The organism is Pseudomonas kurunegalensis, assembly GCF_030291635.1.
GTDB classification, from domain to species: Bacteria; Pseudomonadota; Gammaproteobacteria; order Pseudomonadales; family Pseudomonadaceae; genus Aquipseudomonas; species Aquipseudomonas monteilii.
On sequence record NZ_CP127871.1, the window covers coordinates 5,034,073 to 5,049,063 of the forward strand.

The following is a 14,991-nucleotide window of genomic DNA, read 5'->3' on the forward strand; positions in this document are numbered from 1 at the left end:
GCCCGTTACCGCCGGATGACAGACCCGAAGACGATCCCGGAGGGATGCTGATCGTGCACATCGCCGACATCACCATGTTCTACGCCCCGGCCAGCGGTGGCGTACGTACCTATCTTGATGCCAAACACCGCCGCCTCGACGCCATCCACGGCGTACGCCATAGCCTGTTGATTCCCGGCGCCAGCGCCCGGCATGCCGATGGCATCTTTCACGTACCCGCCCCACCCCTGCCGTTTGGCAAGGGCTACCGCTTTCCGGTACGCCTGGCCCCCTGGTGCAAGACGCTGCGCACGCTCAAACCCGACCTGATCGAAGTCGGCGACCCCTACCTGACCGCCTGGGCGGCACTGGAGGCAAGGCGCCAACTGGATGTGCCGGTGATCGGCTTCTACCATTCCGACCTGCCGTTGCTGGTCAGCAACCGCATGGGCAACTGGTTCACGCCCAATGTCGAGGCCTACGTGAGCAAGCTGTACGGCAATTTCGACCGGGTGCTGGCGCCGAGTCAGGTCATGGCCGACAAACTGCGCCGCCTGGGCATACGCGACGTGCATGTGCAACGCCTGGGCGTGGACCTGGCCACGTTCAACCCCAACCAGCGCGACCCGCACTTGCGTGCGCAGCTGGGCATTGCCGACACCAGCCGCCTGTTGATTTACGCCGGCCGCGGTTCGCGGGAAAAGAACCTGCCGGTGCTGCTCGACTGCATGCAGCAGCTCGGCGCCCCCTACCACCTGGTGTTGGTAGGTTCGAACATGCCCGCCAACGTGCCACACAATGTCAGCGTCATCGACCACTTCTGCCCGGCTGCAGAGGTGGCCCGGCTGATGGCCAGCGCCGACCTGCTGGTGCACGCGGGCGACCAGGAAACGTTCGGCCTGGTCATTCTCGAAGCCATGGCCAGCGCTACGCCGGTGGTGGCCGTGCGCGCGGGTGCCTTTGGTGAAATCATCAATGATCAGTGCGGCCTCCTGTGCCGCGCCAACGATGGCCGCGCCATGGCAACCGCTGTGCGCGAAGCGTTCGAGGCTGGCGTAGGCACGCTGGGGGCGCAGGCCCGTCTGCATGTAGAACAGCATTACTCGTGGGATAACGTGGTCGCGGGCCTGCTCCAGCACTACCAGGCCGTGCTCGGCTATCAGCCACAGGTGCGTGCCCATGCCTGAGCCTTCCTCCAGCCACCGCAGCCTCATGCTGGTACTGCATGATGTAGCCCCGGAAACCTGGCCGGACTACGAGCCGTTCGTAGAGGCCGTCGACGCGCTGGGCAATGTGCCCATGACATGGTTGGTGGTCCCGGACTTCCATCGGCGCAATCCGCTGCACCTGGCGCCCTCGTTCTGCCGTCTGCTGGACAAACGCCTGGCCAACGGGGACGAACTGGCGCTGCACGGCTACGCCCATGCTGACGAAGGGCCGCCACCGCGCAGGCCCATCGATTACTTCATGCGGCGCATTTATACCCATGAGGGCGAGTTCTACAGCCTTGATGAAGAAGAAGCACTTACCCGCCTGCAGGAGGGCCTGGCATTGTTCGAGGGCCAAGGTTGGCCTGTGGCAGGGTTTGTCGCACCGGCCTGGCTCATGAGCCAAGGCACTCGGCAAGCGTTGCGTCGCCTGCCGCTGAAGTACACCAGCACACCACAGCACCTGTACCGCTTGCCTGACTTCGTCCCCATCGATGCACCGGGCCTTGTCTGGAGCGCCCGCAGTGCATGGCGTCGCACGTTGTCCCGCGTGCTGTGCGACTGGCAATGCCGTCGCTGGAAAGGCGCGGCCACATTACGCCTGGGGCTGCACCCGGTAGACATGCGCCATCGCTCGTCCCGCGACTATTGGCTGCGAACACTGGAACAACTGCTGAAGGATGGCCGCGAACCGCTGACCAAATCGGCCTGGCTGGAGCGCCAGGTGGCAGCATGAACCGCTGGGCCTTGCTGATGCTGGCATTGCTGGGCGCAGCTCTGGTGCCAGCGCTGTTGGGAGGTAGCCAACTGCTTCCCAGACTAAGCCGGTTCGACCCGCAACTGCTGCTCATATTGTTTGGCATGATTCTGTCGTGCTGGGTCATCAACACGCTGCGCTTGCGCTTGTTGCTGGGTGAGCAGGCAAAACAGTTAAGCCATGCACGCAGCCTCGGCGTGGTCATGGCCACGGAGTTTGCCATCTGCACGACCCCCGGTGGCAGTGGTGGGCCATTGACCCTGATGGCCCTGCTGGCGCGTCATCGCATCGGCCCGGCACGCAGCGGCGCCGTGTTCGCCATGGACCAGCTGAACGATCTGGCGTTCTTCTTCTGCGCAATGCTCGCGATAGCCGGCTACGCCTTGTTCCACAGCCTGGGCCGCAGCCAGGAAAGCATGCTGCTGGGCAGCGCACTGCTGCTCTGCACGGCACTGGCCGGGGTGATCGGGCTGTTGCGCTACCGGCGCACGGTAATGCGCATGAACGGCAGGCTGCTGCAGCGCTTGGGCGTAGGCCAGCCGCGCCAGCGCCGCTGGGCGCGCAAACTGCTGCTCTTCATCGAAGCACTGGCGCAGACCTGGCGCCTGCCCAAACGCACCCTGAGCCTGGTATTCACCCTGACCTGCGCCCACTGGGGCCTGCGCTACAGCGTGCTGTACCTGGTATTGAGAGGGTTGGGTGTGGACCTGGCGTGGATCCCGAGCTTTCTGGTGCAGATGCTATCGCTCAGTGCCGGCCAGTTCAGCCTGTTGCCTGGAGGGGCGGGTGCCGCCGAGTTGACTTCAGCCAGCCTGCTGACGCCCTTGGTGGGCAGTTCGACCGCAGCGGCAGCGATCCTGATATGGCGGGCGGTTACTTACTACTTTTATCTGCTGGCGGGTGGGCCGGTGTTCGTGTGCCTGCTGGCGCGTCCGTTGCTGGAGCGCTGGCGGCGTCAGGCGGGTTGAGCTGCTGCCAGAGTTCGGCGGCGCCAGGGAAGTCGGTGCCGTCAGTGTCATCCAGGGCTTCGGGGTCGTAGCGGGCCAGGCAGCCTTCGCCGAGAGTGGGTGGAGGTGAAGCGGTGGGTTGGTTGCGTTGCTTGGCCATTGGCGTATGCCTCAAGTTTGCCGGGGGCGCTTTGCGCCCCATCGCGACACAAGGCCGCTCCTACAAGGGATCGCGTACCGACATTGCATCGCATATCTCCTGTAGGAGCGGCCTTGTGTCGCGATGGGCTGCAAAGCAGCCCCAAAATCCCACAGGCAACCAAGTAGTATCAGTCAAACACCACAGTCTTGTTGCCATGCACCAGCACCCGGTCTTCCAGGTGATAACGCAGGCCACGGGCCAATACCATCTTCTCCACATCACGGCCAAAGCGGACCATGTCTTCGATGCTGTCAGCATGGCTGACGCGTACCACGTCCTGCTCGATGATCGGGCCGGCGTCCAGCTCTTCGGTAACGTAGTGGCAGGTCGCACCGATCAGCTTCACGCCACGCAGAGCGGCCTGATGGTAAGGCTTGGCACCAACGAACGACGGCAGGAAGCTGTGGTGAATGTTGATCACCTTCTCGGCATAGTCCTGGCACAGTTGCGGCGGCAAGATTTGCATATAGCGGGCCAGCACTACCACGTCGGCAGCATGCTCATTGACCAGGCGCGACACTTCGGCAAAGGCCGGGGCCTTGTCCTTGGGGTCGACCGGTACATGGAAGAACGGAATACCGTGCCACTCGACCATGCTGCGCAGGTCGTTGTGGTTGGAGATCACGCAGGGGATCTCGCAGTCCAGCTCGTCTGTATGCCAGCGATGCAGCAGGTCGGCCAGGCAGTGCGACTCGCGGCTGGCCATCAGCACCACGCGCTTTTTCTGCGCCGAGTCGGTAATGCGCCAGGTCATGGAGAACTCTTCGGCAATGGGCGCAAACGCCTCGCGGAAGGCTTCGATACCGAACGGCAGCGATTCGGCGCGGATTTCATGGCGCATGAAGAACCAGCCACTGTGCTCATCAGAGTGGTGGCTGGCTTCGTTGATCCAGCCATTGTACAAGGCCAGGAAATTACTGACTTTCGCCACGATGCCTACGCGGTCGGGGCAGGCGATCACCAGACGATAGGTGCGCATGAATGAGACTCCAGAACTTCGCAAAGGCGCCTATTCTAGCGGTCCGACAGAAAAAACGCAGTATTGATCGCAGCCGCGTGGGTCAATGCTGGCCGGCAAACGCAGCAGCGCGCCTTGTCTGACAGACATGACGAAATAGCGGGCCTTTATGTAAATTTTTGTTCACGTGGAGAAATGTTGTCACAGCTTAATTAACAGTTAATTGCCCAATAGCATGTTTACTTGCGACTATCGCCTGTCTATTATTGCCCCACACATTTCTGAACACGCATTAAGGAACACTCCATGTCCCTGATCAACGAGTACCGCGCCACCGAAGAAGCCATCAAGGAACTTCAGGCCCGCCTGGCCAACCTGTCGCAGGATGACAAGCTGAAGAAAGAACTGGAGTTCGAAGGCAAACTGCGCGCACTGATGGGCGAGTACTCCAAGTCGCTGCGCGACGTGATTGCCCTGCTCGACCCAGAGTCGAAACTGAGCAAGGCACCTCGTGGTGCGGTCAAAGCTGTTGCCACCAAGCGTGCACGCAAGGTCAAGCAATACAAAAACCCGCACAACGGTGAAGTGATCGAAACCAAAGGCGGCAACCACAAAACCCTGAAAGAGTGGAAAGCCACTTGGGGTGGCGATGTGGTTGAAAGCTGGGCGACCCTGCTGGACTGATTGTCCATCTACGCCTTTTGCTTATCGCAACAAAAACGCCGGCACATCGCCGGCGTTTTTGTTTGTCTGGTCATCAGCCAACTGCAAATTGTGCCTGCAATTGCCGGGCATGCACTTGCCAAGCCTCCAGCACACGCCGGCCCGCTTCGTCAGCGCCCTCCCAGGCTTGCTGGCGTGCCTGCTCAAAGTCACCCAGCGTATTCGGTGCCCCCCATCGCGGGTCGCTCAGACGCTGCTGGCAGAAGCCATGCCAGCGCTGGCGTTCTTCGCTGTTCAAGGTGTCGGGGAAGTTACGCGCCCGATAGCGGAACAGCAGTTCGGGTAAGCGCGGGTCATCGAACATCCAGTGCCCATGGCTCAACTGCGCCGGTTCCAGCGCACGAACTTGCTCGCATAAGCGCCGGTCACGGTCGCCAATAAAACCATCGTACAATTGCTGTTCCGGGTCCTCACTCGGGGCAAACTCATCCTTGCCATAGATGTGCTCCAGCTTGTCTTGCCATTGCGCCTGTTGATTGGCCAACGCTTCACCGCGCAATTGTAACAACGTCAAGTCCAGGCCCAATCGTTGTTGATCGGCCGGGCGCAATACCGACAACGGCGCCAGTACCGGGCAGCGATTGATCTGCACCAGTTTGAGCGGTACCGGTAATTCACCCTCGGCCAATTCATCATGCCGGGTGTACAAACGCTGGCGCAAAACTTCAGCACTTTCCCGTAGTAACGGTAGGGTTTCCTGATGCAGGTCGCACACAATCAGTGCATTGCGATTACGCGGGTGCCAGGCCAGTGGCAATACGACACCCAGGTAATTACGCGCCGCCGAAAAGCGCCCGGATATATGCACCAGCGGCTGTAACAAACGGATTTGCTCCATCACTTTATGCTTACTGCGTAACTGGAACAGCCAGTCATACAATTTTGGCTGCTTCTGCCGAATCAGGCGGGCCAGTGCAATGGTTGCCCGTACGTCGGAAAGCGCTTCGTGGGCATGCCCGTGATCAATGCCATTGGCCTTGCTCAGCAGCTCCAGCCGCAGGCTGGTGCGGCCGTCCTGCTGCGGCCATTCAATACCGTCCGGGCGCAGGGCATAGGCAGTACGCACGATATCGATCAGGTCCCAGCGGCTGTTGCCGCCCTGCCACTCACGGGCATAAGGGTCGAAAAAGTTGCGGTACAGACTGTAGCGGGTCACTTCATCGTCAAAGCGCAGGGTGTTGTAGCCGGCACCACAGGTGCCCGGTTGAGCCAGCTGTGCATGTACCCGGGTCATGAACTCGGCTTCGCACAGCCCCTGCTCGGCCAGCAGCTGTGGCGTGATGCCGGTCACCAGGCAAGCGGCCGGATGCGGCAGGATATCGTCGGAGGGCCGGCAATAAAGGCTGATCGGCTCGTCAATCTCGTTGAGGTCAAAGTCAGTGCGCACACCGGCCACCTGCAGTGGGCGGTCGCAGCGCGGATTGATGCCGGTGGTTTCGTAGTCGTGCCAGAAAATGCTGGAGGTCACGGGGTCGTCCTGTATCGAGGTCGACCCGATTCTAGCGCAGCCTCAGACAGAAGCGTTGGCGGGGTGGAAACTGAAGTAATCACGCAACGAATGCACGAACTCGTCGTATTCGCGCGGGGCCTGCAGCAGCATGAAGCCCGAATCATAGTGCCCGGGCGTCTGGTCTTCGCGGCACCACAGGCAACTGGCGGTGAGGTTGACGAACTGATGCCCCCCGCCGACCAACGGCATGCGCAGTTGCAGCTCGTAATCCGGCCCGACCAGCACGGGCAGCTGGCTGATGACCATCAAGCCATCTTCGGAGGCATTGCCTAGCTGGCCGATTTCCTGGTTGGTAAACCGGTTGAACACCTTGAGGACACAAGGCAGCTGATGGCGTTCGATGTGGCGCTTGTTGAACATGATCGCAAGTGTATTCCGTACCTGATGCCAGGAATACAAGGAACTGGCGGTTGTTGTAACAGCTGAGTTACAGATTAGCGCAGCACGCGCTGCAAATCTCGTGAAATAAACCACACCTTGGTGTTAGCGCCAAGGTACGGTCGTCACCGGCTTGGCCACCGCCGTTTCACCGCCGCGCAAATGGCCCAGTTTCTCCAGCGTCTGCAGGCGGGCCTGGGCGCGATAGGCATACTCGTTGCCCGGGTACTGCTGGATCAGGTACTGATAGGTCTGCGCGGCATCCACATAAAGCGCCTGGCGCTCCAGGCACTGGCCGCGTAGCAGCGACACCTCGGGGTGGATGAATGGCCGCGCACGGCTGGTGCGGTCGACCTGCGACAGCTCCAGCATGACCCGGGCGCAATCGCCACGGTCGTAGGCACGGTAGGCATTGTTCAGGTGGTGGTCCATCGACCAGCGGGTACAGCCGACGACGCTGGCGGCCAGGGCTAAAACGATCAGGGCTCGCATGGGGATCTCCTTAGATGGGAAGTATATCGGCCGCTATCGGGTTTTCTTCAGCTGCAAGCTGCAAGCTGCAAGCTGCAAGAAAAAGCAGCGCCTGCGCCACTCGCGCTTTTACTTGTAGCTTGCCGCTTGTAGCTTGCAGCTGCCCTACCCGGAAGGTCGCAGGTAGTGCAACGGAACAATGACTACAGCGAGATTCAGGAGTAGCCTTTCGCTGCGCTTCACTATAGGAGTCTGTGCATGAGCATCCGCCGTACCAAAATCGTCGCCACCCTTGGCCCCGCCAGCAACTCGCCGGAAGTGATCGAACAGCTGATCCTCGCCGGCCTGGACGTGGCACGTCTGAACTTCTCCCACGGCACTCCGGACGAGCACAAGGCCCGCGCGCGCCTGATCCGTGACATCGCCGCCAAGAACGGCCGCCATGTAGCATTGCTGGGCGACCTGCAGGGTCCGAAGATCCGCATCGCCAAGTTCGCCAACAAGCGCATCGAATTGAAGATCGGTGACAAGTTCACCTTCTCTACCGCCCACCCGCTGACCGAAGGCAACCAGGACATCGTCGGTATCGACTACCCCGACCTGGTCAAGGACTGCGGCGTCGGTGACGAACTGCTGCTGGACGATGGCCGCGTGGTCATGCGCGTCGAAACCGCCACTGCAGATGCCCTGCACTGCGTGGTGATCATCGGTGGCCCGCTGTCGGACCACAAAGGCATCAACCGCAAAGGTGGCGGCCTGACCGCACCGGCCCTGACCGAAAAAGACAAGGCCGACATCAAGCTGGCTGCGGAAATGGACCTGGACTACCTGGCCGTGTCCTTCCCGCGTGACGCCAGCGACATGGAATACGCGCGCAAGCTGCGTGACGAAGCCGGTGGCAGCGCCTGGCTGGTGGCCAAGATCGAACGCGCCGAAGCGGTTGCCGACGACGAGACCCTCGACAAGCTGATCGCCGCCTCCGACGCGGTGATGGTTGCCCGTGGCGACCTGGGCGTGGAAATCGGCGATGCCGAGCTGATCGCCATCCAGAAGAAGATCATCCAGCACGCCCGCCGCAACAACAAAGCGGTGATCGTGGCGACCCAGATGATGGAGTCGATGATCCAGAACCCGATGCCGACCCGTGCCGAAGTGTCCGACGTGGCCAACGCCGTGCTGGACAATACCGACGCGGTGATGCTGTCGGCTGAAAGTGCTGCCGGTTCGTACCCGATCGAAGCCGTTCAGGCCATGGCCCGCATCTGCCTGGGCGCTGAAAAGCACCCGACCAGCCAGAAGTCCAGCCACCGCCTGCACACCACCTTCGAGCGTTGCGACGAAAGCATCGCCCTGGCGGCCATGTACACCGCCAACCACTTCCCGGGCGTGAAGGCGATCATCGCCCTGACCGAAAGCGGCTACACCCCGCTGATCATGTCGCGTCTGCGTTCGCACGTGCCGATCTTCGCCCTGTCGCCGCACCGCGCCACCCAGGCACGCGCCAACATGTTCCGTGGCGTGTACCCGATCGCCTTCGACCCGGCCTCGCTGCCGGCCGACAAGGTGAGCCAGGCCGCGGTCGACGAACTGCTCAAGCGTGGCTTGGTGGAGCAAGGTGACTGGGTGATCCTGACCAAGGGTGACAGCTACCACACCATCGGTGGCACCAATGGCATGAAGATTCTGCATGTCGGTGACCCGCTGGTAGGCTGATCCTGCTTTAGGGGGGCCGCTCCGCGGCCCTTCGCGGGTAAACCCGCTCCTACACTGTGGACTGCCCCCGAAAAGTTGGACAGTTTCAGCTAGCAGCCGCAGCATGGGTCCTGTATTTCACAGGGCTCATGCCATTGAGCTTTAGCTTGATGCGGTCATGGTTGTAGTAGTGGATGTACTCATCCAGACCAGCTTTCAGTTCTTCAACGCTCTCGAAGCGCTTCGGGTAGAAAAACTCGGACTTAAGCGTACCAAAAAAGCTCTCCATAGCCGCATTATCCAGGCAGTTTCCTTTGCGTGACATGCTCTGCTTCAGCCCTTGCTCTGCCAGCTTGTGGCGGTACTGCGAGTGTTGGTAGTGCCAGCCTTGATCTGAGTGAAGCACCAGTTTCGGCTTGTTTCCCAGGCGCTCGAAGGCCTTGTCCAGCATGTTGGTAACCAGCCCAAGGCACGGCCTGCTGGCCACTTCGTAGGCCACGATTTCGGCGTTGTACAAGTCCATCACAGGGGAGAGATAGATCTTTTCCTGAGCCACTTTGAACTCGGTAACATCGGTCACCCACTTCTGATTCGGGCGCTGCGCGAGGAAGTTTCGCTCCAGCAGGTTGGGCGCGATGGTGCCGACAACCCCCTTGTACGACCGGTACTTTTTTGGCCGTACTAGTGAGCGAAGATCAAGCTCGACCATCAAACGCTCCACCACCTTCTTGTTAACCAAGGTGCCGCCATTGCGGATCACGATTGCAACGCGCCGGTAACCGTATAGCCCTTTTTCCTCGTGATAGACACGCTGAATCATCTGCTTCAGAGCAGCATGCTTGTCAGGTTTGGCCTGCGCTTGAAGCTGGTAATAAAACGTACTGCGTGGCAGATCCGCCAACTGTAGAACGGCGGCCAAGGGAAACCGGTCCTTGAGCGCCGAGACGATCAGGGCTTTTTGGGCTGCCTTCGTTCCTGCTTCTTCAGTTCTTCCAGCTTTTTTAGGTAGGCGTTCTCCATGCGCAGCCACTCAAGCTCGGCCAGCAACTGGTCGCGGCTTTTCTCTGTGTCATCGGAAGTCGTAGGTTTGATGGGATAAGGCTTTTTCGGCATGGCAGCAGGTTTTCTTTTCTTGGGAGCAGGCAGTGCAGGGTCACCACTGTAGTGTTGCCGCGCCCAAATGCCTACCTGCGAGGACTGGCCGAGACCGAAATGGGCGGCGGTCTGACGCAAGGAAAGCTGATGCTTGTGCATGTACTCAAGGACTGAGCACTTGTAGGTCGCACTGTACCGCTGGCCTATTTTGCGCAGACTGAACTGTCCATGTTTCTGGAAGCTTGAGACCCAGCGCCGCAGCAGGCTGAAATCCACGGAAAATCGGCGGGCTACTGTTCGGAAGCCTTCACCACTCTCCAAGTAAGCCTGAACGGCAGTAAGCTTGAATTGGTCTGAATACTTGCTCATGTGGACACCCCAAGAAATTGGATTGGTGTCCAACTTCTTGGGGGCAGTCCACTGATCGGTGCAGCGGCACAGGCCGGTGTAGGAGCGGGTTTACCCGCGAATAGGCCAGCAGAATCAACACAAATGCCTCAGGCATGCTCTACAAACACATCCGCAAACACCTGCCCCCGCGGCACCCCGGCAATGAACAACCGCCGCGCAAACCGCTCGACACTCCCCGGCGCCCCACACACCAGTGCCACCGTCTGCCGTGACACCAGCCGCAGCCCGGCTAGCGCCTGCTCCATCTGCTCCGCCATCACCAACTCGACAGTCACACCTGCCATTTCCTGCAACGGCCCAGCCAGATAATGCCCGGCGCTGTCCCCCGCCACATGCAGCACCCGAATCTCGCCGCGATGCCCCTGTCGCACCGCCTCACGCAGGATGCCCCACAACGGCGCAAGCCCGGTGCCCGCTGCCAGCAGCCATAGAGGCCGATCCTGCCAGTCCGGATCGTAATGCAACGCCCCGCCTCTGAACTCCCCCAGGCGCAGCACATCACCCAGCCGCAAGCCACGGGCCTTGTCGCAGAAGGCACCAGGGCGCCGGCAATCGATGTGGAACTCCAGAAAGTCCTCTTCCCCCGGTAGACTGGCCAGCGAATACGGCCGTGCTACCGAACCATTCCACAACACCACATGCTGCCCCGCCTGGTAACGCACCGCCCGTTCAGGCCGCAGCCGCACGCGCAATACATCACCGAACCAATCCAGCGCACAGACATGGGCCGGCACGCCATCGCGCTGCGGGTCGAACAACGCCACCTGCAGGTCTTCGACCACCCGGCACTGGCAGGCCAGGCGCCAGCCCAAGGCATGCTTGTCCAGCGCCAGGGCCTCGGGCAAGGCATCCAGCGGTTGCCCGGCCAGGCAATGCACCAGGCAGGCATGGCAACTGCCGGCGCGGCAGCTGTAAGGCACGTTGAGCCCGGCATCGTTCAAGGCATCGAGCAGGTTGCTGCCGGTTGGCACCGCCCAGCGGCGCTCGCCCACGCAAAGTTCGGGCATGGTTGGTCGTTCTCCACAAATCACAGTCCACTGTAAGCCAAGCGCGCAACGGCAGCAAAAAGGATGCCCAACCACTGCCGACCATGGTCCAGACCGGCCGCAGGTGTGCCCGGCAAGGATGCGCGCTATACTGCCGCGCCTTTTTCCGTCGGCCTGACCTGCCGGCGCCTTGCAAGGCGCTTCGACATGCTGGTCGGCACCGTCGATGCGTCTTTTTGAATGTTCCCGTCTTTAAGAGGAGCGCGCTGCATGACCGTGATCAAGCAAGACGACCTGATTCAGAGCGTCGCCGACGCCCTGCAATTCATTTCGTACTACCACCCCGTCGATTTCATCCAGGCCATGCACGAGGCCTACCTGCGTGAAGAGTCGCCCGCTGCGCGCGATTCCATCGCCCAGATCCTGATCAACTCGCGCATGTGCGCCACCGGCCACCGCCCGATCTGCCAGGACACCGGTATCGTCACCGTGTTCGTGCGCGTGGGCATGGACGTGCGCTGGGACGGCGCCACCCTGAGCGTCGACGACATGATCAACGAAGGTGTGCGTCGCGCCTACAACCTGCCGGAAAACGTCCTGCGCGCTTCGATCCTGGCCGACCCGGCCGGTGCCCGCAAGAACACCAAGGACAACACCCCAGCGGTCATCCACTACTCGATCGTCCCGGGCGACAAAGTGGAAGTGGACGTGGCTGCCAAAGGCGGTGGTTCCGAGAACAAGTCGAAGATGGCCATGCTCAACCCGTCCGACTCGATCGTCGACTGGGTACTGAAGACCGTCCCGACCATGGGCGCTGGCTGGTGCCCGCCTGGCATGCTCGGCATCGGCATCGGCGGTACCGCCGAGAAAGCCGCCGTCATGGCCAAGGAAGTGTTGATGGAGTCCATCGACATCCATGAGCTCAAAGCCCGTGGCCCGCAGAACCGCCTGGAAGAAATCCGTCTGGAGCTGTTCGAGAAGGTCAACCAGCTGGGCATCGGCGCCCAGGGCCTGGGTGGCCTGACCACCGTGCTCGACGTCAAGATCATGGACTACCCGACTCACGCCGCCTCGCTGCCGGTGTGCATGATCCCCAACTGCGCCGCTACCCGCCACGCCCATTTCGTGCTCGATGGCTCCGGCCCGGCCGAGCTGGAAGCACCGTCGCTGGACGCTTACCCGGAAATCGTCTGGGAAGCCGGCCCGAGCGCCCGTCGCGTCAACCTCGACGACATCACCCCGGAAGAAGTCGCCAGCTGGAAGCCGGGCGAGACCATCCTGCTCAACGGCAAGATGCTGACCGGCCGCGATGCTGCGCACAAGCGCATGGTCGAGATGCTCAACCGTGGCGAAGAGCTGCCAGTAGACCTGAAAGGCCGCTTCATCTACTACGTAGGCCCGGTCGACCCGGTCGGTGACGAAGTGGTAGGCCCAGCCGGCCCGACCACCGCTACCCGCATGGACAAGTTCACCCGCCAGATCCTCGAGCAAACCGGCCTGCTGGGCATGATCGGCAAGTCCGAGCGTGGCCCGACCGCCATCGAAGCGATCAAGGACAACAAAGCCGTCTACCTGATGGCCGTGGGTGGCGCTGCCTACCTGGTGGCCCAGGCCATCCGCAAATCGAAGGTCCTGGCCTTCGCCGAGCTGGGCATGGAAGCGATCTACGAGTTCGAGGTCAAGGACATGCCGGTGACCGTTGCCGTAGACAGCAACGGTGAGTCGGTACACATCACTGGCCCTGCCCTGTGGCAGAGCAAGATTGCCGAGAGCCTAGCAGTCGAAGTGAAGTAAGCCTGATACAACTGCGGTGCGTTTTTCGCAATAAAGCGGCGAAGAGCGCACTGCAGCTTTTACCGGAAGCTACCAAACGGCTCCGGCCAGTCCCTGCAGGTAAGCACCTGCCCCTCCTACCCCTCCCTCTTCATATTGGCAGTTCCTTCAGCCAGTAGGACATCAGTTTGTCGGTGCTTTGCGTCTCATCCAGGTCTCGCCAGGCAAAGCTTGTGCGCAACGATGGGTCGTGCAGAAAACCACGGTTACGCCAGAAGCCGTGCAATGGTTTGTAGTCTGCTGGCCGTCTCGGGTGCACACCTGGCCGCTCGACCGCGCAGAATGCGCAGTAATCAAATTCGGCCAGCTTGTGCGCGTAAGATTCACGTTCAATGAAGAAGCGCACCCCCAGGCCCTGACCACGGTATTCCGGCAGTACCAGCGACCCACCGAAGTAGTACACGCTGGCCGGGTCACGCCCTTGGGCCAGGAACGGCTGCTGGAATTCGGGGGCGACATCTACCAGTGGCAGGCCAGTGGAAGCGCCGACCACTTTGCCGTCGTCCAGTGCCAGCACCGCCAAGCTGCGCCCGGAGCGGGCATAGGTAGCCAGGTAGTCGGCCTCGTACTCAGGGGTGCCATCGTAAAGGTAGGGGAACTCGCGGAACACGCTAAGGCGCAGGCGAGCGAGGTCATCGATGTAAGGCGCGATAGCGGCGCCGTGCAACAGGCGTATTTCCATGCTTGGCGGTCGTTTTGTCGATGTGGATGACGCGCTCGGCTAAGCCGGGCTTGAGGGGAAACCCTATCATCCGGGGCAACGACCGGCCTTTTCCCTACACGACAGGTATTGTTCCATGACCGCTACCGAACTGGTAAATGCTTACTATGCCGCCTTCAACGCCGGTGACATGCAAGGCTTTCTGGCGCTACTGAGCGAGGATGTGATCCACGACATCAACCAGGGCGAGCGGGAGATGGGCAAGGCCCGGTTTGCCGCGTTCATGGACAAGATGAACTGCTGCTACCGCGAGCGCCTGGCCGACATCGTGGTGATGCAGAACGCCGATGGCAGCTGTGCGGCGGCAGAGTTCACGGTGCACGGTGAATACCTGGCCGATGACGAAGGACTGCCAGCGGCCAACGGGCAGACCTATGTGCTGTCGGCGGGGGCTTTCTTCTATATCCACTGCGGCAAGATTGCCCGGGTGACCAACTACTACAACCTCAATGACTGGGTTGAGCAGGTTGCCTAAGCCTGTACCGGCCTCTTCGCGGGCAAGCCCGCGAAGAGGCCCGGTCAGGCAATACGAGTGCCTAACACCTTGAGGAATGCAGCCAGCCACGCAGGGTGCGCTGGCCATGCCGGTGCGGTCACCAGATTGCCATCCACATGGGCCTGGTCCACCGCAATATCAATGAATGTCCCACCCGCCAACCGCACCTCCGGCGCACACGCCGGGTACGCGCTGCATTCACGCCCTTCCAGCACACCCGCCGCCGCCAGCAATTGGGCGCCATGGCACACCGCTGCAATCGGCTTGCCGGCCTGGTCGAACGCCCGCACCAGCTCCAGCACTTTTTCATCCAGGCGCAGGTACTCTGGCGCACGGCCCCCGGGGATCAACAGCGCGTCATAACTCTCGGCCCGCACGCGCACGAAGTCATAATTCAGGGCAAAGTTGTGCCCCGGCTTTTCGCTGTAGGTCTGCTCACCCTCAAAATCATGAATGGCGGTGCGTACCGTCTGCCCCGCCAGTTTTTCCGGGCACACCGCATGCACCGTGTGGCCGACCATGCTCAAGGCCTGGAACGGCACCATCGCCTCGTAGTCCTCGACGTAATCGCCCACCAGCATCAGGATCTTCTTCGCCGTCATCGCACCCACTCCTTCGGTTAAC

Annotated in this window: 15 protein-coding genes; 7 read left to right on the forward strand and 8 right to left on the reverse strand. The window is 61.2% G+C overall.

Features of this window, described 5'->3' with window-relative positions:
• Positions 1 to 44: 44 nt before the first annotated feature.
• From gpgS to gpgF, 3 genes are read left to right on the forward strand one after another with little or no spacing between them, the layout of a single operon-like run.
• On the forward strand, positions 45 to 1,166 hold the full coding sequence (gpgS, locus tag QQ992_RS22995; protein WP_286111164.1) for an N-acetylglucosaminyl phosphatidylglycerol synthase: 1,122 nt from the start codon (positions 45 to 47) through the stop codon (positions 1,164 to 1,166).
• Positions 1,159 to 1,923 carry an N-acetylglucosaminyl phosphatidylglycerol deacetylase gene (gene gpgD / locus QQ992_RS23000; RefSeq protein ID WP_286111165.1) on the forward strand — a complete coding sequence of 255 codons (765 nt, stop codon included), beginning with the start codon at positions 1,159 to 1,161 and terminating at the stop codon, positions 1,921 to 1,923. The genes gpgS and gpgD overlap by 8 nt, the downstream gene beginning before the upstream one ends.
• Entirely contained in the window at positions 1,920 to 2,912 is a 993-nt protein-coding gene (gene gpgF, locus QQ992_RS23005) for a glucosaminyl phosphatidylglycerol flippase (protein WP_286111166.1), read from the forward strand. Before gpgD ends, gpgF begins: the two co-directional genes overlap by 4 nt.
• A gap of 308 nt (positions 2,913 to 3,220) precedes the next feature.
• Here the strand turns inward: gpgF and purU are convergent, their stop codons facing one another.
• A complete protein-coding gene (gene purU / locus QQ992_RS23015) occupies positions 3,221 to 4,072 on the reverse strand; it encodes a formyltetrahydrofolate deformylase (protein ID WP_016713625.1) in 852 nt (283 codons plus the stop codon).
• A 285-nt stretch (positions 4,073 to 4,357) separates the two neighbouring features.
• On the opposite strand from purU, the gene mvaT reads away from it, so the two are divergent.
• Entirely contained in the window at positions 4,358 to 4,735 is a 378-nt protein-coding gene (gene mvaT / locus QQ992_RS23020; RefSeq protein WP_016713624.1) for a histone-like nucleoid-structuring protein MvaT, read from the forward strand.
• Between the two features lie 73 nt (positions 4,736 to 4,808).
• Here the strand turns inward: mvaT and sbcB are convergent, their stop codons facing one another.
• From sbcB to QQ992_RS23035, 3 genes are all read right to left on the reverse strand, one after another.
• The gene (gene sbcB / locus QQ992_RS23025) at positions 4,809 to 6,242 is read right to left on the reverse strand and encodes an exodeoxyribonuclease I (RefSeq protein ID WP_286111170.1); all 1,434 of its coding nucleotides are present in this window, start codon (positions 6,240 to 6,242) and stop codon (positions 4,809 to 4,811) included.
• A gap of 42 nt (positions 6,243 to 6,284) precedes the next feature.
• Entirely contained in the window at positions 6,285 to 6,644 is a 360-nt protein-coding gene (locus QQ992_RS23030) for a PilZ domain-containing protein (protein WP_060497981.1), read from the reverse strand.
• 123 nt (positions 6,645 to 6,767) lie between these two features.
• The gene (locus QQ992_RS23035) at positions 6,768 to 7,154 is read right to left on the reverse strand and encodes a tol-pal system YbgF family protein (protein ID WP_016713621.1); all 387 of its coding nucleotides are present in this window, start codon (positions 7,152 to 7,154) and stop codon (positions 6,768 to 6,770) included.
• Between the two features lie 237 nt (positions 7,155 to 7,391).
• Between QQ992_RS23035 and pyk the strand changes: the two genes are divergently transcribed.
• Complete coding sequence (gene pyk, locus QQ992_RS23040; protein WP_016713620.1) at positions 7,392 to 8,846, forward strand: pyruvate kinase; 1,455 nt, start codon at positions 7,392 to 7,394, stop codon at positions 8,844 to 8,846.
• A gap of 85 nt (positions 8,847 to 8,931) precedes the next feature.
• Here the strand turns inward: pyk and QQ992_RS23045 are convergent.
• A protein-coding gene (locus tag QQ992_RS23045) for an IS3 family transposase (protein WP_286110417.1) occupies positions 8,932 to 10,289 on the reverse strand; the annotation gives its coding sequence in 2 pieces (ribosomal slippage) (positions 8,932 to 9,821 and positions 9,821 to 10,289; 1,359 coding nt in all).
• Positions 10,290 to 10,417: 128 nt separating this feature from the next.
• On the reverse strand, positions 10,418 to 11,338 hold the full coding sequence (locus tag QQ992_RS23050; RefSeq protein WP_286111171.1) for an iron-sulfur-binding ferredoxin reductase: 921 nt from the start codon (positions 11,336 to 11,338) through the stop codon (positions 10,418 to 10,420).
• A 249-nt stretch (positions 11,339 to 11,587) separates the two neighbouring features.
• Between QQ992_RS23050 and QQ992_RS23055 the strand changes: the two genes are divergently transcribed.
• Positions 11,588 to 13,111 (forward strand): fumarate hydratase, encoded by a 1,524-nt coding sequence (locus tag QQ992_RS23055; protein ID WP_051098439.1) that lies wholly within the window; start codon positions 11,588 to 11,590, stop codon positions 13,109 to 13,111.
• Positions 13,112 to 13,241: 130 nt separating this feature from the next.
• Here QQ992_RS23055 and QQ992_RS23060 read toward each other — a convergent pair whose 3' ends face one another.
• A complete protein-coding gene (locus QQ992_RS23060; RefSeq protein WP_119368929.1) occupies positions 13,242 to 13,832 on the reverse strand; it encodes a GNAT family N-acetyltransferase in 591 nt (196 codons plus the stop codon).
• Between the two features lie 115 nt (positions 13,833 to 13,947).
• Between QQ992_RS23060 and QQ992_RS23065 the strand changes: the two genes are divergently transcribed.
• Positions 13,948 to 14,346, forward strand: coding sequence for a nuclear transport factor 2 family protein (locus QQ992_RS23065; protein WP_286111172.1), 399 nt, complete (start codon positions 13,948 to 13,950; stop codon positions 14,344 to 14,346).
• A 44-nt stretch (positions 14,347 to 14,390) separates the two neighbouring features.
• On the opposite strand, the gene QQ992_RS23070 is transcribed toward QQ992_RS23065, so the two are convergent.
• Positions 14,391 to 14,969 carry a DJ-1/PfpI family protein gene (locus QQ992_RS23070; protein WP_060497985.1) on the reverse strand — a complete coding sequence of 193 codons (579 nt, stop codon included), beginning with the start codon at positions 14,967 to 14,969 and terminating at the stop codon, positions 14,391 to 14,393.
• Positions 14,970 to 14,991 lie beyond the last annotated feature (22 nt).

Excerpts from the sequence above, each read along its gene's own strand:
- QQ992_RS23065 (WP_286111172.1), top strand. The coding sequence starts at position 13,948 with ATGACCGCTACCGAACTGGTAAATGCTTACTATGCCGCCTTCAACGCC.
- QQ992_RS23070 (WP_060497985.1), bottom strand. The coding sequence starts at position 14,969 with ATGACGGCGAAGAAGATCCTGATGCTGGTGGGCGATTACGTCGAGGAC.
- QQ992_RS23050 (WP_286111171.1), bottom strand. The coding sequence starts at position 11,338 with ATGCCCGAACTTTGCGTGGGCGAGCGCCGCTGGGCGGTGCCAACCGGC.
- gpgF (WP_286111166.1), top strand. The coding sequence starts at position 1,920 with ATGAACCGCTGGGCCTTGCTGATGCTGGCATTGCTGGGCGCAGCTCTG.
- pyk (WP_016713620.1), top strand. The coding sequence starts at position 7,392 with ATGAGCATCCGCCGTACCAAAATCGTCGCCACCCTTGGCCCCGCCAGC.
- purU (WP_016713625.1), bottom strand. The coding sequence starts at position 4,072 with ATGCGCACCTATCGTCTGGTGATCGCCTGCCCCGACCGCGTAGGCATC.
- gpgS (WP_286111164.1), top strand. The coding sequence starts at position 45 with ATGCTGATCGTGCACATCGCCGACATCACCATGTTCTACGCCCCGGCC.
- mvaT (WP_016713624.1), top strand. The coding sequence starts at position 4,358 with ATGTCCCTGATCAACGAGTACCGCGCCACCGAAGAAGCCATCAAGGAA.
- QQ992_RS23060 (WP_119368929.1), bottom strand. The coding sequence starts at position 13,832 with ATGGAAATACGCCTGTTGCACGGCGCCGCTATCGCGCCTTACATCGAT.
- QQ992_RS23055 (WP_051098439.1), top strand. The coding sequence starts at position 11,588 with ATGACCGTGATCAAGCAAGACGACCTGATTCAGAGCGTCGCCGACGCC.
- QQ992_RS23030 (WP_060497981.1), bottom strand. The coding sequence starts at position 6,644 with ATGTTCAACAAGCGCCACATCGAACGCCATCAGCTGCCTTGTGTCCTC.
- gpgD (WP_286111165.1), top strand. The coding sequence starts at position 1,159 with ATGCCTGAGCCTTCCTCCAGCCACCGCAGCCTCATGCTGGTACTGCAT.
- QQ992_RS23035 (WP_016713621.1), bottom strand. The coding sequence starts at position 7,154 with ATGCGAGCCCTGATCGTTTTAGCCCTGGCCGCCAGCGTCGTCGGCTGT.